Source organism: Mycolicibacter sinensis (assembly GCF_001667945.1).
Lineage (GTDB): Bacteria > Actinomycetota > Actinomycetes > Mycobacteriales > Mycobacteriaceae > Mycobacterium > Mycobacterium sinense_B.
Genome location: NZ_LZJK01000072.1, coordinates 17,792 through 39,984 on the forward strand (window position 1 = coordinate 17,792; position 22,193 = coordinate 39,984).

Genomic DNA, 22,193 nt, shown 5'->3' on the forward strand with positions numbered 1-22,193 from the left:
TCTCGCTTATGAGAGTGTTCCTTGGAGGGAGTGGAGCCGGCTCGTGATGGATCCAGACACGATTGACTTCTTTCAGGACTCCGCGGTGGTTGCCGACCCCTACCCGTATCTGCGTGCACTGCGGGAACGCTCGCCGGTCACCCGGGAGCCGCACCACGGCGTGATGATGGTGACCGGCTGGGACGAGGCGTGCGCGGTGGCCGGCAATGCCGAGGTGTTCTCCTCATGCATCGCGGTGACCGGCCCGTTCCCCGGATTCCCGGTGCCGCTCGATGGTGACCTAGGCGGTCAGACCGTGTCCGGTCTGATCGACAAGCACCGCGATGAATTGCCGTTCAGCGACCAACTGCCGACCCTGGACCCGCCGACGCACACCAACCACCGGGCGTTGCTGATGCGCTTGCTCACCCCCAAGCGCCTCAAGGAGAACGAGGACGCCATGTGGGAGCTCGCCGATGCGGTGCTCGACGGCTTCCTCGCGCCCGGCACCGGCGAGTTCATCAGCGGCTTCGCGGCGCCGTTCACCCTGCTGGTCATCGCCGACCTGCTGGGCGTCCCGGCGGAAGACCGCGACGAGTTCGTCAAGAACATGCACCACAACGTCGGCGGCGGGGTCGGCAGCACCGATGCCAAGGCGCTGGCGCACAGTCCGCTGGAGTTCCTCTACGCCACCTTCGCCGACTACGTCGCCGAGCGCCGCAGCACACCGCGCGAGGACGTACTCACCGGCATGGCCGAGGCGACCTTCCCCGACGGCTCCGTCCCGGACCCGATGGACGTGGCCCGGGTGGCGGCCAACGTCTATTCGGCGGGGCAGGAGACCACCGTGCGCCTGCTCGGCTCCGCACTGAAGATCATCGGCGAGCAGCCCGACATTCAGCAGCGCCTCCGTGATGACCGCAGCCTGATCCCGAACTTCATCGAGGAGGTGCTGCGTTTCGAGAGCCCGGTCAAGGGCGACTTCCGGCTCTCCCGGGTCGACACCGAAGTCGGTGGCGTCGAGATCCCGGCCGGCACCACGCTGATGGTGATCAGCGCTGCCGCGAATCGGGATCCGCGCCGCTTCACCGACCCCGACACCTTCGATCCTGCCCGCACCAACGCACGCCAGCACATCACCTTCGGGCGGGGCATCCACAGCTGCCCCGGCTCGCCGCTGGCGCGGGCCGAAACGCGGATCGCGATCGAGCGCCTGCTGGACCGCACCGCCGAGATCAGGATCTCCGACGAACTGCACGGTCCCGCCGATGCCCGCCGGTTCAGCTACATTCCGACCTACATCCTGCGTGGTCTGATCGATCTGAATCTGGAATTCACCCCGAACGGGGAGGCGGCGCGATGAAGGCGTGGGTCGACCCGGATCGCTGTGCCGGGCACGGTATCTGCACCACGATCTGCCCCGAGGTGTTCGCCATCAACGACGACGGGTATTCCGAGGCCATCGTCGACGAGGTGCCGCCGCAGTTTCAGGGCGCCGTGCGCGATGCCATCAAGCAGTGCCCTGAACACGCCATCGACGATGTCACCGATTCGCAAGAGGAGAACTGATGACCAACGGGCCCAAGGGATATGTCATTTTGACCGAGGCCATCAACGACCCGGCGGGCATGATCGCCTACGGTAAAGCCGCTCAGCCGACGATGGCTTCGGGTGGCGCGACTATCCTGGCCGTCGAGACCCAGCCTGAGGTGCTCGAAGGCGACTGGCACGGAAACCAAACCGTGGTCCTGGAGTTCGAGTCGGTGGATGCCGCCCGGGCCTGGTATCACTCCGAGGGCTATCAGCAGGCGGCGAAGCTGCGCCAGGCCGCCGCCGACTGCAACGCGGTCATCCTGTCCGGGTTCCCGGCGCGCTAGATCGCCCAGGCGGCGACCCGCTTCGCCCGGCCCCGCCGCGCGCTTGCGGTCGCCTAGTCACCCTCCTCGATGATCGACAGCGCCTGCCGGGGGCATCTCCGGATCGCTTCGTGCACATCGCGTTCGGTCTCCGGGGTGATGTCGGGCTTGAGGATGTACAAGTTGTCCTCGTCATCGACATGGAAAACCTCGGCGTTGATGCCCATGCAGATCGCATTGGCCTCGCACAGCCCGTAATCGACTACGACCTTTCGCGTGGTCATTCGTGGCATCCCTACCGGACCACACGCACCGGCACATTAAGCCAGCCGGAGACGTTTTGCATGTGCACCCGCTGCAGCCCGTCCCAATCCACTTCGTAGCGGGGCATGAAGTCCAGCAGCTTCTCCAGCGCGATCGCGCTCTCCATCCGGGCCAGCGCCGCGCCGAGGCAGCTGTGGATCCCGTACCCCAGGCCGAGGTGCTGCGCCTCAGTCTGATCCCGGTCGATATCGAAGGTGTCGGCGTCGGTGAACGCCTCCGGGTCCCGGTTCGCCGCGGCATTGAGCAAGAACACCGGCTTGCCCGCCGGAATCATGCCGCCGCTGACGTGTGCCTCTTTGAGGGTGTAGCGCACGTTGTACTGCACCGGACCCTCATAGCGCAGCAGTTCCTCCACGGCGGCCGGAACCTTGCTGCGGTCGGTGAGGAGCTTGCGCCACTGCTCCGGGTGACGGGCGAAGGTCACCGCCGCGGTGCCGATCAGCTTGGTGACGGTCTCGGCGCCGGCACCGCCCAGTAGCGTTGCGAACGCGGTGATCTCGATGTCATCCAGCCGCCGCAGCTGGCCGTCCTCGCCGGGGATCTCGGCGGCGATCAGCCTGCTGAGCATGTCGTCCTGCGGATCGGCGCGCCGCTCCTGAACCAGACCGTAGTAGTACACCGCGGTCTCCATGTTGGCCTGCATGCCCTCGGCACTGGTCTCGATCTGCCCCGGCTCGCGGTGCAAAGAGGTGTCAATCCAGTGCCGCACTTGCTGGCGGTACTCGTCGGGAACGCCGACCATCCGGGTGATCACTTCCACCGGGAAGGGCCCGGAGAAGTCTTGCACCACGTCGAAACGTTCCGGGTCAGCGGCGCCCAGGAAACGCTCGACCTGCTCGACGATGGTCGCACGTTGCGCTTGGATCGCCCGGGGGGTGAACGCCTTGTTGAGCAGGCTGCGCAGGTGTCGGTGTTCGGGCGGGTCCATGAAGATAATGGATTTCTGCGGCGGTTCGCCGCCCCGCACCATCGCCAGGTCACACCCCCGGGCCGACGAGTAGGTCTCGAAGTCCTTGAGCGCCGCCGCCACATCCTCGTGGCGGCTCAGCGCGTAGAAGTCCTCCTTTTCGTCGTAGTAAAGCGGAGCTTCGACGCGCATACGGCGATAGATGTCGAACGGGTCGTTGAAATACTCTTCGGAGAACGGGTCGAAGACGAGCTTCGGCTTGGTCATTGAATCCTCCTCAGCGGCACGAAGCGGCTGGAAAACGCCGTGACCGGCCGTCAGACCGTAGGCCCAACTGTAAGGCATACGGGTTGATACCGGAAGGGGATTCGCCAAAGTCTCCCCGTTATCGCGGGTGATCCATCAACGCAAGTGCGGCATCGGCGGCGTCGAGAACCGCACCGGGGGTCGCCGCGGCCTGCTGCGCCAAGTCGGCTACCAGCCGCACATCCTTGCGCAACAGCGCCCCGGCCATCCCGGCGAGACGATCCAGCGTGCCTCCGGACCCGCGGATGCTGTTGAGCGCAAAGCTGTTCGAACTTCCGCGGCACACCACCTCGGCGAGTCGCCCCGCCGACACCCCGAGTTGCTCGCCCAGCGCCAGGGCGGTCGCGGCGGTGCCCAGATTGGCCGTGAACAACAGGTTGTTGAGCAACTTGGTTACTTGCCCCGATCCGATCCCGCCGAGGTGCACGACGGGGTCGGCGTAGGTGTCGAACACCGGCCGGCACTTTTCCACCGCGCCCTCCTCACCGCCGACCATCACCAGCAGCGTTCCGGCCTCGGCGGCCGGGCCTCCACCGCTGACCGGCGCGTCGATCACCGAAACGCCCTGCTCTGCGCAGTGTTCGGCCAACCGGCGGCAGGTGTCGGGGTGCACCGTGCTGTGGATCGCGATGATGCCGCCGGGCTGCATTCCGGCCAGCACGCCGTTCTCGCCGCGAACCACTTCGTCGACGTCGGCATCACCGACCACGCACAGACAGACCAGGTCGCTGGCCCGGCCCAGCTCCGCCGGGCTGCCGGCGACGCCGGCCGCGGTATCGGCGAACGGTTCGAGCGTCTCGGGCCGGCGGGCCCACAGTGTGGTGGCGTACCCGCCCTCGACGATGCGTCGCGCCATCGGCGCGCCCTGGCTGCCCAATCCGATGAAACCGACCCGCATCAACTGACCTCCGAATCCTGTGCGGCGCCGACGCTCGCGGCGCAATCCTCCACGAATGACAGCACCGACCGGTGATAGCGCTGCGCGCCGAAACCGACACTGAGATTGTGTCCGGATCCCGGCTCCTCGTTGCTGGTGAAGCTTGGAGTGGCGGTAAAGATTTCGCGGATCTCGCGCTGTGCCGCCGAGTCGGATTGCCAGATCCTCTCGTGTTCGGCGAAGGTGAAGCGCACCGGAACCCCGACCCGAGCGGCCAGCGCCGGGAAGTCGGTGCGCGGCCAACCGGCCACCATGGCGGCCTCGTATTGTGCCCCCGGGGAAGCCTGAAGGACTCCGCGCAGCACCTCGTCGGGATACAACGAGGCCGGCTCCCAGAGCAGTTCGCGCAGGCCGACCGGCCGCTGCCCGGGCCCGGCGGTGCTCAAGGCGTCGCGCGCTGCGGCCTGGTAATGCAGCCCGGTGCCGGCCAGTTCCAGACCGAGCAATTCGGCGCCGCGTTCGTCGACGGCCATCCGCAGCGCCAGTTCGCAACCGTTGGAATGGCCCAGGACGAACAGCCCGGCGCCGCGAGCCCGGTCGCCGAGAATCCGGTCGAGCGCCCGGTAGGCGAGCCGGACACGCTGCTCCGGAGCATCCATCGCCTCCGGATACAGCGCCGAACTGCCGTAGCCCGGCCGGTCCAGGGCGATCACCGTGTAGCCCAGCGCGGCACCGGTTCTCAGCAGGGACAGTTGAGGTTGGCCCGGGCAGTCGAAATACGCAGACGTAGTGCCGCCGCCGTGCAAGGCGACCACCACGGCGCGCGGCTCGGGGACTTCGGCCAGCAGCGCCGACATCGGTACGCCGTCGGCGTTGACCGTCCGTGGGCGAACGTCTGGGCTCATGTGTCGGTCCGCAGCAACAACACCCCGCTGGGTGTCAGCCCGCCGCTGCTGGCCACCGCGACCCGGGCGCCGGGCACCTGGCGTTCGCCGGCGTCACCGCGCAACTGGGTGACGGCTTCGTGGATCAGCCCCATCCCGTGGGTGCGGCCGTGCGAGAGCTGACCGCCGTGGGTGTTCAGCGGAAGCACGCCGTCGCGGGCGATGTTGGCGCCGCCGTCCAGAAAGCTCTTGGCCTCGCCGATACCGCAAAAGCCCAGCGCCTCAATCCAGGACAGGCAGTTGAAGCTGAACCCGTCGTAGAGTTCTGCGACGTCGACATCGGCCGGACGCAGGGTGGTGCGCGACCACAAATGCGCGGCCTGACCCAGCACCTGCGGCTCGTGGGTCAACGTGCTCTGGTCCCAGTCGGTCCGCTCGATGATCTGGGTGCCGACCGCCTCCACGCGCACCGGCGGCTTGGCCAGATCACGGGCAGCATCCACCGCGGAGACGATCACCGCCACCGCGCCGTCACAGGGGACGTCGCAGTCGTAGAGCCCGAACGGCGTGGTGATCGGGCGCGCGGACAGGTAGTCGTCCATGGTCATCGGCTCGCGGTAGATCGCGGTCGGGTTGAGCGCGGCATTGGCCCGCTGGTTCAAGGCGATCCAGCCCAGCGTCTCGCGGGTGGTGCCGTAGCGGTGGAAGTGCCGTTGGGCGTTGAGCGCCAAGGTATGCGCCGCCGAGGTGGCGCCGAACGGAATCTGCCAGCTGTTCGTGCGCCTTCCGCCCGGGGGTGAGGCTTTGCCCGCTTTCAGCAACTCGTTGAATGTTGATTCCCAGACAGTTCGGAAACACAACACGTGGCGTGCCAGGCCGGTGGCCACGGCCATCATCGCGGCGATGACGGAGCCGCCGGGGCCGAAGGTGTCCATGCCCCCGTTGATCCAGGTCGGGCGCAATCCCAAAGCGCCCTCCAGGGCGGTGACGCCGCCTTCGCCCATGCCCGCGACATCCAGGCTCGGATAGGTGGAGAGCCCGTCGATGTCATCGAAGGTCAGCCCGGCGTCGGTGACGGCCGCTCGGCAGGCCTCCACTGTCAGCGCCAGCGGCGCGACCATGAGCCGGCGGCCCAGCCGGGAGGCGCCGATCCCGGTGATCGCCGACTTGTCCTCGAACTTGCCGGCGCTGACCATCGGGCGCACGTGCTGCGCGAAGTCCTCGGGGGCGATCTCGTCGGATGGTAGTGGCTTGGTTGCGGAGTCGTGCGCGCTCTGGGCCGCCGGCCGGAACAGCGGCAGCCACACATCCTCGATGTTGTCGAAGACGACCTCCACCTGCTGGCCGAGTTCGAGCCGGTCCGGATCGCAGTCGATGATGTTGGTGGTCAGTCGAACCCGGGGGTCCTCGTCGATCGCGACTTGCGCGACCACGTAGGGTGCCGGCAGCCCGGGCAGGCTGAACCGGTGGTTGATGGTGAACCCGGCCAGGGTGGCCCGCCCGGATACGTCGCGCACACCCATGTTCTGGCCGCGGCAGTACCGGCACACCGGAGCCGGCGGATGGATCAGCGCCGCGCAGTCCCGGCACTCCTGGACCCGTAGCACGCCGTCGGCGCCCGCGGTCCAGAAGAACTCGTTCTCCAGGCTGATCGCCGGCAGGGGACGTCCCGGTGCGCTCATAGGTCGTCGTCCTCCTCGGTGATCTCGATGATGGCGTGCACCGGGCAGTCCAGCAGCGCACGCATGACGTCACGCTCGTCTCCCGCGTCCACCGAGCCGTCACCGGTCAGCGACGCATAGCCCCAATCGTCGAGGGAGAAGTACTTCGCCGCGTGTTTGGCGCAGAAGCCGAACCCGTCGCACATGGTGCGATCCAGCCGGATCTTCATGCCGTGACCTCCTCGACCGCATAGGGACGTTCGGCCCGGAAAGCACCCGCGCGGCAGGTCGCGCAGGCGCCGGCCAGATGGTCGGCTACCAGGTCGGGGAACCGGATCAACAGGCTCGCCGCCACATTGGTGGCGCCGTCCAGCGTGCCGCAGGCGCCGCGTCCGGGCAGCACCCCGGCCCAGCGCTGTAGCCGCTCGACCTCCTCGGCCGTCGCGACCCCGTCTCGCAGTGCCTCGGCCACCGCCGCCATCGCCGCGGTGCCGTTGAAACACGACCCACACTGCCCGGCGTTCTCCCGGCCGAAATAGGCCAGCACCGAGGCCGCGGCTGCGACGGGGCAGTCGTCGGTGAGCACCGCGATCGCCCCGCAGCCCAGTCCGCTGCCGCCGGCGCGCAGTGTCTCGTGATCCAGGGTGGCGTCCAGCCCCTCGCGGTTCAGCAGGCCGGCGAAGTAGCCGCCCATCAGCAGCCCGCGCACTTGATCGAGGGGAATTCCGTGCAACTGCAGCAGTTCGGCGACCGCGACTCCGTGCGGCAGCTCGTAGAGCACGGGTGGGCGGGCGCCGCCGGTCACCGTCGCCAGGAAAGTTCCTGGTGACAATGCGGTCCCGGCCGAGCGGAACGCTGCCGCGCCGTGCCGCTGCAGATACGGGAGATTGGCCAGCGTCTCGACATTGGAGACCAGGGTCGGGCGCTCGTCGACGCCCTGCTGGTAGGGGCGGGGTGGCTTGTCGGTCGGTTTGGCCGGGCCGCCGTTTAGCGCCCGTACCGCCGCGGTCTCCTCACCGGCGACGTACCCGGCGTCGACGGCGAACACGCTGAGCGCCAGTCCGCCAAAGACTTCCGGGCCGACCTCGGCGAGCGCATTCTCGACGCTGCGGGCCGCTGCGGGATCCGAGACGTAGACGTAGCCGCGGGTGGCGCCCACGGCCGCGGCCGCCAGCCGCAGTCCATCAAGCACCAGGTGCGGGCGGTTGCGCAGCAGCCAGCGGTCCTTTATCGAGGCCGGTTCGCCCTCCTCGCCGTTGGCGACCACGACCGGGCCCTGGCCACGGCGGACGGCGGCGGCGCGTACCGAGGCCATCTTGACCGCCAGTGGGAACGCCGCGCCACCGCGCCCGAGTAGCCCGCTGCGTTCCACCTCGGCGAGGAACTCCTCGGCGTCAGGGAGCGCACCATAGCCGCCGGCGGCGAGATAGCTCGCACCGTCCTCGGCGGCGCCGGTGAGCAGGCGCGGCGCGCAGCCGGGCCAGGCGGCGACGGTGATCTGCGGTGTCGCGGCAGTTGTCGTCATTGCCACCTCGTTTGGTTAGGCTCGCGGACGTGAGAACGGCGGTGGTACGCGTCGATGTGGACCCGACCGGGCGGCTGACACCCGAGCAGTTGACGGCTGGACTGGCGGTGCTGCGTGACCTGGCCGGTCAGGCTGGCATCGAGCTGGTGGCGACCGACGTTGCGGCCATGCCGGTGGGTCGGCGACAGGTCCGGCTGCTGATCACCGGAGCCGACACGGAAATGGTCGATACCGGAACACAATTGTGCGCCAAGGCATTCGACACGACGCCGGTGCCGGGGGTGGTGACCTACCTGAGCAGAGGCACCGACGATGACGCGCGCGGGGTGCTGGCCGGGCTGGGATTGACCGGCGAGATCGGCCGCACGACCGGAGGCCATGGTCTCGACGTCGTCCATGTGACGCTGGACGAACCAGACGTGGCGCGGGTTGGAGAGAGCCGCATCCACACCGCGCTGGAGGCGTCGCTGAACTGCGAGGTTCATATCCACACCCGCTGACCCCGTCAACGACCCAGAAATTCCAGAATAGCCGGGGCGGCCTGCACCCAGGTGTCGAACATGTTGAAGTGACTCACTTTTCCGGCGGCACGCTCCTCGCCCGCGCGCTCCCAGGCATCCTCCGGCCACGGCGGGTCGATCAGCTCGGACCCTTTGATCAGACAGTTAACCTCCAGCGAAGTGCGCTTGGGGTGGTCCCAGTCGTTCTCCCCACCGCGGATGATCAGCGTGGGAACCTTGATGCGGTCGAACATTTCGTCGTCGACGCCGGGAATCGTCTGTCCCGGCTTCGACACGAAGGCGCCCAGCCAGCGCAGCATCACCTTGAGGAAGTCGTCGCGGTCCAGGTCCAGCAGCCGCTGCTTGTTGGCCGGGTTCTCCTCGATCCGTTCCTGCCATTCGCGCAGGCCCAGCAGCGCCTCGGTACCCCCACCGCGGACCGCCAGAATGTTGGGCACCACGTAGTAGGACCCCAGCACGAAAGTGCCGTACACGCCGCCGACGATGTTCCACAGCACCAGCTTTGTGGCCAGCTCCGGGTAGAGCATGGCGGTCAGCATGGAGTCGCGCGCTCCGCCCGAACCGCCGGCGATGATGCACGGCCCGGTGTCCAGAGCGGTGAGCAACCCGTGCAGCGTTTCGGCGCGCATATGTGATTCGGACTGGCCGTAGAACTGCACGTCGGAAGCCCCGCAGTTGGGGCGGTCCCACAGCAGCACCCGGTAGCCGCCCTCGACGAGTTTGTCGGCCAGCGGACGCAGCCCCGGAATCTCTTTGGAGAATCGGCCACCGGGAGTCAGGACGATCAGATCACCTGCCGTACCAAGAATCTCGTAGACAACGTTTCCGCCGTTGATTTCGACAGAGGGCACCGAATACTCCTGTGTGCTAGGCCTGGACCAGGACGTCGTTACCGACGACCCGCACCGGGTAGGTTCGGATGCTCCACTCGGGTTTGACCGCGGTGGTGCCGGTGGCTAGTTCGAAACCCCATTGATGCCACGGGCAGTAGATGTATTCCAGGTCCCGGACCATCGTGGCGTCACCGGGCGCGGTCTCATCGACGACGGTGCGGCCGCGCAGTCGCCCGGCGCACAGCGGCCCGCCTTGATGTGGGCAGAAGTTCGCGATCGCGTAGAACGTCCCGTTGATGTTGTAAACACCCACGCCGTGATGTCCGATCGGCACGAGTTTGTGTGTGCCGGGAGGGATTTCGTCAACGGTGGCAACGATGTGCTCGCGGCCCTGGGCCAGCCGGGGCCGCTGGTCGTCGTGGCTCATGCTAGAACACCCGAACCTGACCCTCGAGGGCCGGGACCGTGTCGGGAAGGTGGTAGGTCTGCAGGCCGTTTTTGAACATCACCGCTTCCCGGGCCGCCTTGGGCAGGTGTTTGACCAGCCAGCGCGGGTCGTCGAACGTCCAATGCGGGTAGTCGGAGGAGTACAGCAGGATCTTCTCGCACTCCATCCACTCCAAAGCGCGGGCCAGCTCGGTCTTGTCCTCCGGGTAGTCCAGCGGCTGGGTGGTGAATTTGATGTGGTCCTTGACGTAGTCGCTGGGCTTGCGCTTGATGTCCAGCCATGATTTGCGCGCGGCGTAGATCGCGTCCATACGCCACATCAGGGGCAAGATCCAGGTGAAGGCGTGCTCGACGAGCACGATGCGCAAAGTCGGGAAACGGTCGAAGACACCGTCGAACACCAGGCTCATCACCTGATTGGCGGCCAGCAACGAGTAGGTGACCATGAAGTCGTGGTTGTAGCTGGGCATGCCCACCGGCGGCATCGGCAGCTCTTCGTGGTGGCTGCGGGACAGGTGGCAGCTGACGGTGATGTCGTGCTTGGTGGCCGCCGCCCAGATCGGGTCGTATTTGGGATCGCCCCACGACGGCCGCGGTTCGGCCTTGATCAGAACCTGCGCCATGTACGGGTGGCCGGCCCACCTCTCGATCTCGGCGGCGGAGCCGAACGGGTCCTCGATCGCGACGCAGATCGAACCGCGCCACCGCTGATGCCAGTTGTTGTGGCTGTCCAGCCAGTGGTTGGCCTGCCAGTCGTTGAGCGCACACGACATCGCATGCTGTGCTTCGGGGGTCCGCGCCGGGTAGGCGGCGGGCTCCAGGATCGCGTAATCGGCGCCCGCCTCCATGATCAACTGCTTGAACGCCAACTCCGGGCTGCTGCCCGGGAATTCGCCATCGGCCGGGAAGGCGTCCACCCGCATGGCGAAGGCGTGAGCGTAGTCGGGGGCGTCGTAGTAGATCTGCTCGCCGATCCGGCGGGCCAGAAAGTACTTGCTGCGCCACGGCTCGGGGATGTACTGGGTCAGTTCGCCGCGCCGCGGCACCGGATGGACATCGGAGTCCACACATCGCACGGCGACACGCTCGGCCGCCGGCTTACGCTCTGTGGCTGTCACGGTCATGGTGCTCTCCCTTGATCCCAGCTGTTCTCTAGTGTGCGCCCGCGGCGGCCGGAACTTCTATGCCGTAGAGCGCACTGGCATTGCGCCAGCACAACTTGTCGCGCTGTTCGGCGCTGAAGGTGCTCGGTACCGACAATTCGTTGCGCTGCCAGTGCGGATAGCTCGACCCGTACATGACCATGTCGTCCTTGCCGGTGTAGCCGAACCACTCCCCGGCGAACTCGGTGTCCCCGGGGCCGTCCATGGCGCCCTGGACGAAGTACACGTGATCGGGCAGGTAGTCGCTGGGCATCTCCGGCGCCCACGGAGTCTGTTCGAGGTGCGGTCTGCCGAAGCAGTCCATCCGCCAGATGAACGGGGTCAGGAGATCCGCACCGCCGTCCGCCCAGACGAACTTCAGCGACGGCATCCGCTCGAAGACGCCCTCGGCGATCATGTTCATCAGGTGGTAGAGGTAGTTGCACGCCATGAAGCTGACGTACTGCTCGTAGGTCCGGGTGCCCCCCGACGGCGTCGGCGAGGCGGCGATGCCCGATCCCACCTCGATGTGTGCGGCCACCGGCAAGCCGGCATCGATGGCCGCCTCCCACAGGGGCCAGAACTGCGGTTTGCCGAACAACTCGCGCGACTGCAACGGGACACCGATCTGCACCACCCGGGGATGGTCCTTCCACCGGTCGATCTCCTTCAGTGCTCCGGCGATGTCGTCGGGGTTGACCCGGATGGTGCCGCGGAAACGTTGGCCGTGCTCGGGGTGGTCCAGCCAGCGTGACACCAGGATCTCGTTGTGCGCCGCGGCGATCGCCGACCCCAGGTGCCGATCCGGCATGACCCCGCGCGTCATCGGATGCAGCACGGCCACATCGACACCCCGGTCGGTGAACAGGTGCCCGGCAACCACATCGGGGTCCGAACCCGGGTATTGGCCTTCCGGGCCCTCGGTGCCGGGCGCGTACTCGCCCCCCGGCGCGCCGTACCAGTCCATCTCGTAATCGGGGAAGCCGCGGCTGCGGTACGGCTCGCGCAGGTAGCTGCGCAGGTCTTTGTTGGACGCGGCGAAGATGTGCACGCTGGCATCGATGACGGGCGTACGGGTGCCGTCCGGGTGTTCGATCATCAACGCCGCCCTTCGCCGTGTCGCCGGACCCTGCCCCCGCACCGTAGGCCGACCCTCATTGTATAGCTGTATTCTTTGATTGCAAGAACTGGATTCTCATCCGGGAGGTCCCCTGCCGATGCAGGCAGGTGGCGCAGCGACCGCCTTCACCGCGCGACACGGTGTGACAACACGGTAACTCCGTTCGAGATCGTTACATTCGCTAACGAGAATGTTATTCTCAACGCGCGTGTCGAGGAGGTGACGCAATGCTGTTGGAGTTCGATGAGGATCAGCGACTGTGGCAGGGCACAGTGCGCGACGTGGTGGGCAAGCAGTGCTCACCCTCGTTGGTGCGCAGTGTCGCCGAGGCCGACGGCGACCCGCACGAGGCGATCGACTCGTTGTGGAAGGTCTACGTCGACCTGGGCTGGACCGAGCTGCACGAGCCGGAGACCGCGGTCGAGCTGGCGATCGTCCTCGAGGAACTGGGCCGTGCCACCGACCCCACGCCGTTTCTGGCGACGATGACACAGTTCGCCCCGTTGGTCGGCGAACACCATCGCCCCGACGGCTCCACCGGCGCGGCGGTGTTCAGCGGCGTGACCGCGCACCGTAACGCAGCCGGCTGGGTGCTGGAGGGAACCGCGCTGAACGTGCTCGACGGCGATCGGGCCGACCGGCTGGCGGTGGTCGCCGAGGCCGGGGTGTTCCTGGTCGACGCCGCGGCGGTGACGACGCGGAAGGCCTCGGTGTTCGATCCGACGTTGCATGTGGCCGATGTGACCTTCGCCGGAGTCGAGGTAGCCGACACCGCGCGGATGCGCGTCGATGTCCACCGGGCACGCCACGTCGCGCTCACCGGGATGGCGATGACGATGGTCGGCGCCTGCCAGCGCATCCTCGATCTGGCTCTTGAGCATGTGCGCAGCCGGCAGCAGTTCGGGGTGCCGATCGGCTCTTTCCAGGCCGTCCAGCACAAGGCCGCCGACATGCACGTGGCGATCGAGCGGGCCCGTGCCCTGGCGTATTTCGCGGCCCTGACGATCGCGGCTGACGATCCCCGGCGGCGGATGGCCGCGGCGATGGCCAAGGCCGCGGCCGGAGAATGCCAGTCGGTTGTCTTCCGGCACGGCCTGCAGCTTTTCGGCGCGATGGGCTTTACCTGGGAGAACGACTTGCAGTTCGCGCTCAAGCGGGCCAAAGCCGGTGAGCTGATGCTCGGTGGCGCGGCGGAGCACCGCGCGGCCATCGCCGAGGAGTACCTTGCAACTCACATTTGACGCCGAGGTCGAGGACTTCCGCGCCGAGTTCGCGGCTTTCCTCGAAGCCAATCTTCCCGCCGAGGCCGACACGTTGGAGCGCCCGCGGTCGGTGTCGCACATGCCGGGGTGGGCGCGGCGCTGGCAGCGGTTGCTGTTCGACAACGGCTGGCTGCTGCCCGGTAACCCGCCGGAATTCGGCGGCCGCAACGCCACGTTGCTGCAGCAGTTCGTCCACCTCGAGGAGCTGTGCCGGCGCCGGATCTATCACAGCTTCAATCCACAGGGTGTGAATATCATTGCGGCGTCGCTGCTTTCGTTCGGAACGGACGAGCAGAAACAACGCTGGGCGGTGCCGATTCTGCGCGCCGAGATCACCGCGTCGCTGGGGATGAGCGAACCGAGCGCCGGCTCGGATCTCGCGTCGTTGCGCACCAGGGCGGACCGCGACGGAGACGACTACATCGTCAACGGCCAGAAGGTGTGGACCTCCGGTGCGCACGATGCCGACGTGCTGCTGACGTTCGTGCGCACCGATCCGGATGCGCCGAAGCACAAGGGCATCAGCGTGTTGCTGATCCCCACCGACACTCCGGGAGTGGTGTGTCGCCCGTTCCCAACCATCTGCGGAATCGACGACAAAGACTTCAACGAGGTGTTCTTTACCGATGTGCGGGTGCCGGGCGAGAATCTCGTCGGCCCGCTCAATGGTGGTTGGCGGGTGGCCAACGGATCCCTCGGGCATGAGCGCACCATGATGTGGCTCGGGTTCGCCGACCGACTGGACAACGTGATCGCCGACTTTCGCCCCGATGGCGCGTTGGAGCGCGACCAATTCGCCACCGCCGTCATGGATTATCAGGCGTTACGCCTGCTGGGCTCCCGAGCACTGGCTCGGGCCGCCCGCGGCGAAGAGGATGTGCCGGCGCTGTCGGTGCTCAAGCTGCTCGGCTCAGAAGCCGAGATGGTTGCATCCGGTCATGCGCTGGACGCGGCCGGGTCGGCGGGCCTGGTCCATCCGGCGAATTCAGGCCCGTATGCGCCGATGAACCTCGACAGCTATTTCGCCAGTTGGTTTGAACGCCATGCCCGTAGCTTCTCGGGCACCATCGCCGGGGGAACCTCGGAGATCCACCGCAACATCATTGCTCAGCAGGTGCTGGGTCTGCCGCGAGGCTGACCCGGCCCCGCCGGCTGTGCGGTTTCGTACGCAACCCGCCGCCCAGCGCGTACGAAACCGCACAATGGGCGTTCGCGGTCTCAGTCGATGACCACGCTTTCCTTGCGCTCGGTGATCGGGCGGGCGCACTCCTGCTCGTCGCAGACCCGCTGCAGCTTCTCCAGCGTCTCGTCCAGACCCGGCCCGATCCGCTTGCCGGGGGTGAACGTGGCCGGCAGGTGCCGCATACCCTGGATGACACCGATGGTGTCGTAGTGCACCGTTCCCTCCGGGTCGCACCGATAGTCGGGCATCCGGTCGAGTACGGCGGTCAACATCGACTTGAAGACGGTGCGCGCCACGTTGGAGCCGACGCAGCGGTGCACCCCGAGGCCGAAGCTGAAGTGCCGGTTGCCCTTCCGGTCCATGATGAGTTGGTTGGGGTCATCGAAGATCGAGGGGTCCCGGTTGGCCATCGCCCAGGAGAGCCACAGTCGCTCACCCTCCTTGAATCGGGTGCCCACCAATTCGGTGTCAGCGGCGAAGGTACGTCCGTCGCCGGGAGCCGGGGTGAAGTAGCGCAGGAACTCCTCGGTGGCCGGGTCCAACAGGGTGTCCCGGTCTCGGCTGAGCCGTTCACGTTCCTCGGGGTGCTGCGACAGCCACTCCAGCGAGTGGGCGGTCAGCGCGGTGGTGGTGTCGAAACCGCCGCCGATCACCAGGCCCACCATGCCGAGCGCATCGATGTCGGGTACCGGTTGCCCGTCGATCCGCGCCTGCGCCAGCGCGTTGACGATGCCGGGGCGCGGGTTCTCTTTGATCTCAAAGTAATTGGTGAGCAGATCTAGGCCCATCTGGCGGTGCAGCTCGGCGACCCGCACCGAGTCCGGATCGTGTTCGGGGGTGTAGACCGCCGCATGGACCGGCTCACAGTAGATCGTCCAGTTCTTCAGCGGAATACCGAGCATCGCCAGCGTGAAGACGGCGGGCGCGATGTTGGCCAGGTCATCGACGAAGTCGATGTGGCCTTCTTCGATCTTCTCGTTGATGCAGGCGCGGACGATGTCGTGAATGAAGGGCTCCCACCGCTTGATCGCAGCGGGGGACAGGTAGGGGTTGACCACGTTGCGGTAGAAGCGATGTTCGTCGCCGTCCATTTCGAGCATGCCGCCGCGCACCCCGACTGCTCGCTTGGCCGGCGGGATGGAGATTCCCTTATAACCCCGCCGTTCGTTGTTGACGTCGTGGTCGTTGGAGATGTGCGGGCACCGGGCCAGCTCAAAGACCTCGTTTCCGCCGGCGGCAACCCAATGCCCGCCGTAGGCCTCGGTCCAGGCCATCGGACACTTGGTGTGCATCTCCGCGGTGATCGACTCGAAGTTCAGCCGGTACTCGGCGGTGTGCCGGTCGAAGTGATATGGCTGGTCCTTCTTGGGATCACTGTTGGTGACTGCTTCGTCGATACTCAACGCGTTGTCTCCCTTGTCATTGGCTGTCGTCGTCAGTGAGGATGATCGCCTGCTCCGGGCAGGAGCGGGCGGCTTCCCGCACCAGGTCGTGTTGGTCGGCGGGGACGACTTCCTTTGCCGCCGTGGAGTGACCGTCGATGTCGTCGAGGTCGAAGGAATCGGGCGCGATCATCTTGCACAGACCGTGGCCCTGACAGCGCTCCGGGTCAACCCAAACTTTCATGCTGCTCCTATCGAACGTGCCGAATCCGCCTCAGCCGCAATCAGACGTGGTAGTCGTACCACTTGAGGTATCCGCCGGCGTCGACCCGCAACTGCATGCCGGTGACGTACCGGGCCTCGTCAGACGCGAGCCACAGAACCGCGTTGGAGATGTCCTCCGGTTCGATGAACGGCACCTTCATCGCCTGCTGGACGTAGAAGACCGGTTCGGCGTCGGCGCGCGTCGGGTGTTCCAGGTCGGGGCGGAACGACCGGTACATCGGCTCGCTCTGCAACATATCGGTGTTGCAGTTAGTCGGGTGGATGACGTTGGCGCGGATACCGCGCACCGCCACCTCGGTGGCCAAGTCGTGAACGTACTGCGCGATAAGGCGTTTGGAGGTCATGTAGGCCATTCCACCCGGGTCGTTACCGGGATTGGCCTTCTGGTGGGCGTCCATCAGCGCCGCCGCTGAGGAGGTCGCGATGATCGATGCGCCCTCGCCCAGATGGGGCAGTGCGACCTGGATGCCGTTGATGGTGCCTACCAGGTTGGTGTTGATGACGTCGGTCCACGCCTGCAGCGGGGGGTTACCCTTCATGCCGGCCACGCCGGCTTGGGCGACGACGATGTCGAGCTTGCCGAATTCGGCGAGCCCGGCGTCCAGTGCGCTCTTCAGCGCCGCCGCGTCGCGCACGTCGGCCTGCGCGGTGACGATGCCGCGGCCGGTCTTCTCGACCAGCTTGGCGGTCTCCTCGAGGTCCTCGGGCCGTGCCATCGGATAGCCGATCGTCTCGATGTCTTGGCACAGGTCGACGGCGATGATGTCGGCGCCTTCTTCGGCCAGCCGCAGCGCGTGGCTACGGCCCTGTCCGCGGGCTGCGCCCGTGATGAATGCGACCTTTCCGGCAACACGTCCCACAACTGTTCCTTTCGTTGGTGCACACCGTCGGTGCGGCGAGTGTCAGGTGTTGCGACCGCCGTTGACGCCCAGGATCTGCCCGGTGATGTAGCCGGCCTCCTCTGACGCCAGGAACGCACACGCGGCGGCGATGTCTTCGGGCCGTCCCATCCGGCGCACCGGGGTCTTGGCGATGTTGTCCTCGATGTCGCCGAGGAACCCGTGGTCCGCGGCGTTGCGCAGCATGGGGGTGTCGATGAAGCCGGGCGGCACGGCGTTGACGGTGATTCCGCTGGGGCCGTACTCCAGTGCCAGGGTCTTGGTGAGTCCGTTCACGGCGGATTTGGCCGCCACGTAGTGCGCCATATAAGGAGTGCCGGAGTGCGTGCTCGACGAGGAGATGTTGATGATGCGTCCCCAGCCGGCCTCGACCATGTCGGGCAGCACCGCCTGAATGGTGTGGAAGACGCCGTTGAGGTTGATGTCGATGATCTGCTGCCAGTCCTCGAAACTGATGTGGCTGAACTTCTTGAAGCCGTCTTTGCCGGCGGCGTTGACGAGGATGGTGACCGGCCCCAGCTGCTGTCGGATCTGGGTCAACGCGGCGTCGATCTGGCCGCGATCGGTGACGTCGGCGGCGAAGGCGAGATCCTGCTCGCCGTGCCCGTGCGGCGCTCCCAGCTTCGCCTCTCCTCCGTCGAGGCTCGCTGAACCGCCGGGCTTCAGATCGATGACCGCCACCCGGTGGCCGTCGGCCCGCAAACGGTTCACCACGGCCGCACCGATGCCCGAGGCGCCCCCGGTCACAACAGCCGTTCTCACGAGGCCCGTCTCGGTCACAAAGAATCCCCTTTCCAAGGTGTGAGAATCGTACTCTCGTACAACTGTTTCTGGCAAGGTTCGGCCGAACCGGCTCCCAGCAGGGGCGATGCCGAATCGCCGCGCAGAGGCGTTGCCCAGCGGTCGGGCCGACAGGCGGCCAACCCCGCTTGAGTTCTCCCTGTCGAGATGTATGATTCGCCGCACATGAGAATGTAGTTACCCGGCGGGAGGCTTGCATGGGTTCGCAGGAAACGGCAGCGATCGTCGCCGGCGGTTCAGCGAGGCTCGACGGAGGAGAGCCGAAGCTGGGACCGCCGAATGATGCAGATGGTTCCGGCGGTGCGAAGGCCACCGAGCAGGTTGCCGCCCGGCAGCTGCTGATCGACGGCAAGCTGGTGGGCGCGGACCGTACCTACGCATCACTCAATCCGGCCACCGGAGAGGTCCTGGGCTATGCGCCGGACGCCGGCGTGGAGCAGGCCGCCGCCGCCGTCGCGGCCGCACGGCGCGCCTTCGACGCCGGCGATTGGGCGACCGACACCGCGCTGCGGATCCGCTGCCTCGATCAACTGCACCGCGCGCTCGTCGAGCACCGTGACGAACTCGCCGACCTCACCATCGCCGAAGTCGGGGCCACGGCGGCGCTGACCCAGGGCGCCCAGCTGGACCAGCCGATCGCGATCGTGCGCTACTACGCCGATCTGCTCCGCGACTATCCGATGACCGAAGACCTCGGCAACGCCGAGAGCCGCGGGATGCTGCACCACCGTTGGGTGGAGAAAGAAGCCGCCGGAGTCGTCGCCGCGATCATCGCGTACAACTACCCCAACCAGCTGGCGCTGGCGAAGCTGGCCCCGGCGCTGGCGGCCGGCTGCACCCTGGTGCTCAAGGCCGCGCCCGACACCCCGCTGGTGACGCTGGCGCTCGGGGAGATCATCGCCAATCACACCGACATCCCGGCCGGCGTGGTCAACGTGCTCAGCTCGTCGGACGCGGAGGTCGGCGCGGTGCTGACCACCGACCCGGACGTGGACATGGTCACCTTCACCGGATCCACCCCGACCGGGCGGGCGATCATGGCCGCCGCGAGCGGCACGCTCAAGCGGGTCTTCTTAGAACTCGGTGGCAAGTCGGCGGCGATCGTGCTCGACGACGCCGACTTCAACATGGCCGCGGTCTTCGCCGCGTTCTCGATGGTCACGCACGCCGGCCAGGGCTGTGCGCTGACGTCGCGGTTGCTGGTGCCCAACAGTCATCACGACGAGATCGTCGAGTTGATCAAGACCAACTTCTCGCATGTGCGCTACGGCGACCCGACGGACCCGAAGACCTACATGGGCCCGCTGATCAGTGCCAAGCAGCGCGACAAGGTCGACGGCATGGTGCAACGGGCGGTGGCAGCGGGGGCCACCCTGGTGACCGGCGGGGAAAAGGTCGATCCCGGCTTCTTCTACACCCCGACGCTGCTCACAGGAGTCGATCCGGACAGTGAGATCGCCCAGGAAGAGGTCTTCGGGCCGGTGCTGACGGTGATCGGCTACGACGATGACGACGACGCGGTACGGATCGCCAACAACTCGATCTACGGACTGTCGGGTGCGATCTTCGGCGGCCAAGACCGGGCGCTGGCACTGGCCCGCCGGATCCGAACCGGAACGTTCTCGATCAACGGCGGCAACTACTTTCATCCGGACGCCCCGTTCGGGGGATACAAGCAGTCCGGGATCGGACGGGAGATGGGCGTCGCCGGGCTGGAGGAGTTCCTGGAGCGCAAGACGTTTGCCGCACCCGTTGGAGCGGCCGGATGAGGCCGCTGGAGGGCATCCGGGTGCTCGAGGTCGCGATGTACGGCTTCGTTCCGTCGGCCGGTGCGGTGTTGGCCGAGTGGGGCGCCGAGGTCATCAAGGTCGAGCACGCGGTCACCGGAGACCCACAGCGCGGGTTGCGCCAAACCGGCCAGCTGAAGGTGGAGGGTGACCCGAATCCCAACATCGAACACGCCAACCGCGGCAAACGCAGCATCGGCCTGGACATGGCGGTGCCCGAAGGGCGGGAGGTGCTCTATGAACTGGCCCGCCGCGCCGATGTGTTCCTGACCAGCTTCTTGCCGGCGCACCGGCGCAAGTTCGGCATCGACGTCGACGACATCCGGGCGATCAACCCGAAGGTCATCTATGCCCGCGGCAGCGCACTGGGCCCGCGCGGGGCCGAGGCCGAAAAGGGCGGCTACGACATGACCGCCTTCTGGTGCCGGGCGGGGACCGCGGCGACCATCACCCCGCCCGGGACCGAGGGCATGATCGCGCCGCCGGGGCCCGCCTACGGCGACACCATCTCCGGCACCAACCTGGCCGGCGGGATCGCGGCGGCGCTGCTGAAAAGGGAACGCACCGGTGAGCCGTCGGTCGTCGACGTGTCGCTGCTGGGCAGCGGACTGTGGGCGATGGGCCACACGGTGGCCCTCACCAAACACCTCGGTCAGCGGCTGGAAGCGCCGGTGCCCGGCGTGCACGGCTCGCCGGTCAATCCGTTGACCGGTCTGTACGCCACCGCCGACGGGCGCTACATCTCGTTCGTGATGATGCAGCCGACCAAGTTCTGGGCCGACGTCTGCCGGCACATCGACCGCCCCGAGCTCATCGACGACCCGCGGTTCGCCACCGCCGAGCAGATCGCAGCCAACACCGCGGAAGCGGTCAAGATCCTCACCGAGGCGATCGCCGCCCGCTCCTTGGCCGAGTGGAGCGAACGCTTCGCGACGCTGGCCGGGCCGTGGGCGCCGGTCCAGGACACCCTGCAGGCGGCCGAGGACGCCCAGATCCGCGCCAACGACTATGTCATCCGGGCGGGTGAGCTCGAATTGGTCGCCAGTCCGGTGCAGTTCGACGTCACCGCCGCCGAAACCGGCCCGGCCCCCGGCTTCGCCGAGCAGACCGACGAGATCCTGACCGACCTCGGCCTGGACTGGGACCGGATCATCGAACTGAAGACCGTCGGCGCGGTCACCTGAAAGCCTGGGATCGAGATGCCGCACGTAGCTTCGATTGGCACCTACTTGCCGTGCTGGGGAACCGCCCTGCGGCGGCTGGCCGGTGACGACGAGGACGCCATCACCCTGGCGGTTGAGGCCGGCCGTGCCGCGCTGGCCGAAGGCGGGGCGGTGGAGCGGCTGGTGATCGTGAGCCGCGACCTTCCGTTGACCGAGAGCAGCAACGCCGCGGTGCTGCTGGCCGGGTTGGGCTTGGATCCCGAACTGGAAGTGGTCGAGCGGCTCGGCGGTGCGCCCGCCGCGCTGGACGCCCTGAGTTCGGCGCGGCCGAGGACCCTGATCATCGGCGTCGATGTCGTCCCGGCCGACGGATCAGCAAGGCTCGACGGAGGAGAGGCGAAGCTGGGACCGCCGTATGGGAGCGGCGCCGTGGCGGTCCTCACCGCCGAGAACGGGCTGCGGGTGCGCACCGCGGCCCGCATCGCACGCAGCCTGCCGGTGCGTACCCGCAATGACGGGGTGGTGCACGACTACGGCGACCCGCGGTTGCTGCACGAGCGGGGAGTGGTGGCATCGCTGGCCCAGGCCTGGGCCGACACCCCGGTGATGCTGGCCGGGGTCGAGCACGAGCGCGCCGTCGCCTTGTGCAGCGGCGAGCCGGCGCCGCTGCCGACCAACGGCGCCAGCTCGGGGCTGTTCGCACTGGCGGTGCTGGCCGAGACGCAGACCGAGGGACCGCTGATCGCGGTCGAGCAGGCCAACCTGTCCGGCATCAACGTGTCCGGCGGTGAGGTCACGGTGCACCGCCGCGAACCGGTCGCCCGGCCGGTACCGCCGAGCGTGCTGACGCCGGGCGCGGACCTGCCGATCTCGCTGGCGGCCTACGAGCGTGCCTTCGAGGCCAAGGTGCGCTGGGAGGCGGGCAAGCACCCCGACAGCGACGAACTCGACTTCCCGCCGCGCTACCGGGTCGGCGCGGACAGCACGCTGACCTCGGTGTAGACGGTGCCGGTGCGAGGGAGTTCCACCAGCTCGTAGTCGGTGCTCAT

Annotated in this window: 23 protein-coding genes and 1 pseudogene; 9 read left to right on the top strand and 15 right to left on the bottom strand. The window is 67.3% G+C overall.

Annotated features, from left to right (window positions below; genetic code table 11):
• Window positions 1-46 precede the first annotated feature (46 nt).
• The 3 genes from A5694_RS09665 to A5694_RS09675 are packed head-to-tail and all read left to right on the top strand — an operon-like array spanning window position 47 to window position 1,856.
• Entirely contained in the window at window positions 47-1,342 is a 1,296-nt protein-coding gene (locus A5694_RS09665; protein ID WP_064921618.1) for a cytochrome P450, read from the top strand.
• A complete protein-coding gene (locus tag A5694_RS09670) occupies window positions 1,339-1,548 on the top strand; it encodes a ferredoxin (RefSeq protein ID WP_064921619.1) in 210 nt (69 codons plus the stop codon). Before A5694_RS09665 ends, A5694_RS09670 begins: the two co-directional genes overlap by 4 nt.
• Window positions 1,548-1,856 (top strand): DUF1330 domain-containing protein, encoded by a 309-nt coding sequence (locus tag A5694_RS09675; RefSeq protein ID WP_064921620.1) that lies wholly within the window; start codon window positions 1,548-1,550, stop codon window positions 1,854-1,856. Before A5694_RS09670 ends, A5694_RS09675 begins: the two co-directional genes overlap by 1 nt.
• 53 nt (window positions 1,857-1,909) lie before the next feature.
• On the opposite strand, the gene A5694_RS09680 is transcribed toward A5694_RS09675, so the two are convergent.
• The 7 genes from A5694_RS09680 to A5694_RS09710 form a co-directional block, all read right to left on the bottom strand.
• Window positions 1,910-2,119, bottom strand: coding sequence for a ferredoxin (locus A5694_RS09680; protein ID WP_064921621.1), 210 nt, complete (start codon window positions 2,117-2,119; stop codon window positions 1,910-1,912).
• A gap of 11 nt (window positions 2,120-2,130) precedes the next feature.
• Window positions 2,131-3,333 carry a cytochrome P450 gene (locus A5694_RS09685; protein WP_064921622.1) on the bottom strand — a complete coding sequence of 401 codons (1,203 nt, stop codon included), beginning with the start codon at window positions 3,331-3,333 and terminating at the stop codon, window positions 2,131-2,133.
• Between the two features lie 118 nt (window positions 3,334-3,451).
• Window positions 3,452-4,270, bottom strand: a complete 819-nt coding sequence (locus A5694_RS09690) for an NAD(P)-dependent oxidoreductase (protein ID WP_064921623.1) — start codon at window positions 4,268-4,270, stop codon at window positions 3,452-3,454.
• Window positions 4,270-5,154 (bottom strand): alpha/beta fold hydrolase, encoded by an 885-nt coding sequence (locus A5694_RS09695; RefSeq protein ID WP_064921624.1) that lies wholly within the window; start codon window positions 5,152-5,154, stop codon window positions 4,270-4,272. The genes A5694_RS09690 and A5694_RS09695 overlap by 1 nt, the downstream gene beginning before the upstream one ends.
• Window positions 5,151-6,815, bottom strand: a complete 1,665-nt coding sequence (locus A5694_RS09700; RefSeq protein WP_064921625.1) for a thiolase C-terminal domain-containing protein — start codon at window positions 6,813-6,815, stop codon at window positions 5,151-5,153. Before A5694_RS09700 ends, A5694_RS09695 begins: the two co-directional genes overlap by 4 nt.
• Complete coding sequence (locus tag A5694_RS09705) at window positions 6,812-7,024, bottom strand: ferredoxin (protein ID WP_064921626.1); 213 nt, start codon at window positions 7,022-7,024, stop codon at window positions 6,812-6,814. Before A5694_RS09705 ends, A5694_RS09700 begins: the two co-directional genes overlap by 4 nt.
• On the bottom strand, window positions 7,021-8,319 hold the full coding sequence (locus A5694_RS09710) for an NADH-ubiquinone oxidoreductase-F iron-sulfur binding region domain-containing protein (RefSeq protein ID WP_064921627.1): 1,299 nt from the start codon (window positions 8,317-8,319) through the stop codon (window positions 7,021-7,023). Before A5694_RS09710 ends, A5694_RS09705 begins: the two co-directional genes overlap by 4 nt.
• A gap of 29 nt (window positions 8,320-8,348) precedes the next feature.
• On the opposite strand from A5694_RS09710, the gene A5694_RS09715 reads away from it, so the two are divergent.
• Window positions 8,349-8,819, top strand: coding sequence for a hypothetical protein (locus tag A5694_RS09715; RefSeq protein ID WP_064921628.1), 471 nt, complete (start codon window positions 8,349-8,351; stop codon window positions 8,817-8,819).
• Between the two features lie 5 nt (window positions 8,820-8,824).
• Here A5694_RS09715 and A5694_RS09720 read toward each other — a convergent pair whose 3' ends face one another.
• From A5694_RS09720 to A5694_RS09735, 4 genes are read right to left on the bottom strand one after another with little or no spacing between them, the layout of a single operon-like run.
• On the bottom strand, window positions 8,825-9,691 hold the full coding sequence (locus tag A5694_RS09720) for an alpha/beta fold hydrolase (RefSeq protein ID WP_064921629.1): 867 nt from the start codon (window positions 9,689-9,691) through the stop codon (window positions 8,825-8,827).
• Between the two features lie 16 nt (window positions 9,692-9,707).
• Window positions 9,708-10,100 carry a Rieske (2Fe-2S) protein gene (locus A5694_RS09725; protein ID WP_019739094.1) on the bottom strand — a complete coding sequence of 131 codons (393 nt, stop codon included), beginning with the start codon at window positions 10,098-10,100 and terminating at the stop codon, window positions 9,708-9,710.
• Window position 10,101: 1 nt separating this feature from the next.
• On the bottom strand, window positions 10,102-11,244 hold the full coding sequence (locus tag A5694_RS09730) for an amidohydrolase family protein (RefSeq protein WP_064921630.1): 1,143 nt from the start codon (window positions 11,242-11,244) through the stop codon (window positions 10,102-10,104).
• Window positions 11,245-11,272: 28 nt separating this feature from the next.
• Window positions 11,273-12,361 (bottom strand): amidohydrolase family protein, encoded by a 1,089-nt coding sequence (locus tag A5694_RS09735; RefSeq protein WP_207515963.1) that lies wholly within the window; start codon window positions 12,359-12,361, stop codon window positions 11,273-11,275.
• 248 nt (window positions 12,362-12,609) lie between these two features.
• Here A5694_RS09735 and A5694_RS09740 point away from each other — a divergent pair, with 248 nt between their 5' ends.
• Window positions 12,610-13,623 (top strand): acyl-CoA dehydrogenase family protein, encoded by a 1,014-nt coding sequence (locus A5694_RS09740; protein WP_064921632.1) that lies wholly within the window; start codon window positions 12,610-12,612, stop codon window positions 13,621-13,623.
• Complete coding sequence (locus tag A5694_RS09745) at window positions 13,607-14,782, top strand: acyl-CoA dehydrogenase family protein (protein ID WP_064921633.1); 1,176 nt, start codon at window positions 13,607-13,609, stop codon at window positions 14,780-14,782. Before A5694_RS09740 ends, A5694_RS09745 begins: the two co-directional genes overlap by 17 nt.
• Window positions 14,783-14,862: 80 nt before the next feature.
• Here A5694_RS09745 and A5694_RS09750 read toward each other — a convergent pair whose 3' ends face one another.
• The 4 genes from A5694_RS09750 to A5694_RS09765 are packed head-to-tail and all read right to left on the bottom strand — an operon-like array spanning window position 14,863 to window position 18,155.
• On the bottom strand, window positions 14,863-16,230 hold the full coding sequence (locus A5694_RS09750; protein WP_064921634.1) for a cytochrome P450: 1,368 nt from the start codon (window positions 16,228-16,230) through the stop codon (window positions 14,863-14,865).
• A gap of 16 nt (window positions 16,231-16,246) precedes the next feature.
• Window positions 16,247-16,453, bottom strand: coding sequence for a ferredoxin (locus tag A5694_RS09755; protein ID WP_064921635.1), 207 nt, complete (start codon window positions 16,451-16,453; stop codon window positions 16,247-16,249).
• 40 nt (window positions 16,454-16,493) lie between these two features.
• Complete coding sequence (locus tag A5694_RS09760; protein ID WP_064921636.1) at window positions 16,494-17,354, bottom strand: mycofactocin-coupled SDR family oxidoreductase; 861 nt, start codon at window positions 17,352-17,354, stop codon at window positions 16,494-16,496.
• Between the two features lie 42 nt (window positions 17,355-17,396).
• Window positions 17,397-18,155, bottom strand: a complete 759-nt coding sequence (locus A5694_RS09765; RefSeq protein WP_064921642.1) for an SDR family NAD(P)-dependent oxidoreductase — start codon at window positions 18,153-18,155, stop codon at window positions 17,397-17,399.
• Between the two features lie 236 nt (window positions 18,156-18,391).
• Here A5694_RS09765 and A5694_RS09770 point away from each other — a divergent pair, with 236 nt between their 5' ends.
• The 3 genes and pseudogenes from A5694_RS09770 to A5694_RS09780 all read left to right on the top strand — a co-directional run.
• The gene (locus A5694_RS09770; RefSeq protein WP_234786592.1) at window positions 18,392-19,963 is read left to right on the top strand and encodes an aldehyde dehydrogenase family protein; all 1,572 of its coding nucleotides are present in this window, start codon (window positions 18,392-18,394) and stop codon (window positions 19,961-19,963) included.
• Entirely contained in the window at window positions 19,960-21,165 is a 1,206-nt protein-coding gene (locus A5694_RS09775) for a CaiB/BaiF CoA transferase family protein (protein WP_064921637.1), read from the top strand. The genes A5694_RS09770 and A5694_RS09775 overlap by 4 nt, the downstream gene beginning before the upstream one ends.
• A gap of 15 nt (window positions 21,166-21,180) precedes the next feature.
• Window positions 21,181-22,140: pseudogene (locus A5694_RS09780) on the top strand (DNA-binding protein); the annotation flags it as partial.
• Window positions 22,141-22,193: the final 53 nt, after the last annotated feature.

Coding starts and splice junctions, on each gene's coding strand:
- A5694_RS09665 (WP_064921618.1), top strand. CDS start 47: ATGGATCCAGACACGATTGACTTCTTTCAGGACTCCGCGGTGGTTGCC.
- A5694_RS09670 (WP_064921619.1), top strand. CDS start 1,339: ATGAAGGCGTGGGTCGACCCGGATCGCTGTGCCGGGCACGGTATCTGC.
- A5694_RS09675 (WP_064921620.1), top strand. CDS start 1,548: ATGACCAACGGGCCCAAGGGATATGTCATTTTGACCGAGGCCATCAAC.
- A5694_RS09680 (WP_064921621.1), bottom strand. CDS start 2,119: ATGACCACGCGAAAGGTCGTAGTCGATTACGGGCTGTGCGAGGCCAAT.
- A5694_RS09685 (WP_064921622.1), bottom strand. CDS start 3,333: ATGACCAAGCCGAAGCTCGTCTTCGACCCGTTCTCCGAAGAGTATTTC.
- A5694_RS09690 (WP_064921623.1), bottom strand. CDS start 4,270: ATGCGGGTCGGTTTCATCGGATTGGGCAGCCAGGGCGCGCCGATGGCG.
- A5694_RS09695 (WP_064921624.1), bottom strand. CDS start 5,154: ATGAGCCCAGACGTTCGCCCACGGACGGTCAACGCCGACGGCGTACCG.
- A5694_RS09700 (WP_064921625.1), bottom strand. CDS start 6,815: ATGAGCGCACCGGGACGTCCCCTGCCGGCGATCAGCCTGGAGAACGAG.
- A5694_RS09705 (WP_064921626.1), bottom strand. CDS start 7,024: ATGAAGATCCGGCTGGATCGCACCATGTGCGACGGGTTCGGCTTCTGC.
- A5694_RS09710 (WP_064921627.1), bottom strand. CDS start 8,319: ATGACGACAACTGCCGCGACACCGCAGATCACCGTCGCCGCCTGGCCC.
- A5694_RS09725 (WP_019739094.1), bottom strand. CDS start 10,100: ATGAGCCACGACGACCAGCGGCCCCGGCTGGCCCAGGGCCGCGAGCAC.
- A5694_RS09730 (WP_064921630.1), bottom strand. CDS start 11,244: ATGACCGTGACAGCCACAGAGCGTAAGCCGGCGGCCGAGCGTGTCGCC.
- A5694_RS09735 (WP_207515963.1), bottom strand. CDS start 12,361: ATGATCGAACACCCGGACGGCACCCGTACGCCCGTCATCGATGCCAGC.
- A5694_RS09740 (WP_064921632.1), top strand. CDS start 12,610: ATGCTGTTGGAGTTCGATGAGGATCAGCGACTGTGGCAGGGCACAGTG.
- A5694_RS09755 (WP_064921635.1), bottom strand. CDS start 16,453: ATGAAAGTTTGGGTTGACCCGGAGCGCTGTCAGGGCCACGGTCTGTGC.
- A5694_RS09770 (WP_234786592.1), top strand. CDS start 18,392: ATGGGTTCGCAGGAAACGGCAGCGATCGTCGCCGGCGGTTCAGCGAGG.
- A5694_RS09775 (WP_064921637.1), top strand. CDS start 19,960: ATGAGGCCGCTGGAGGGCATCCGGGTGCTCGAGGTCGCGATGTACGGC.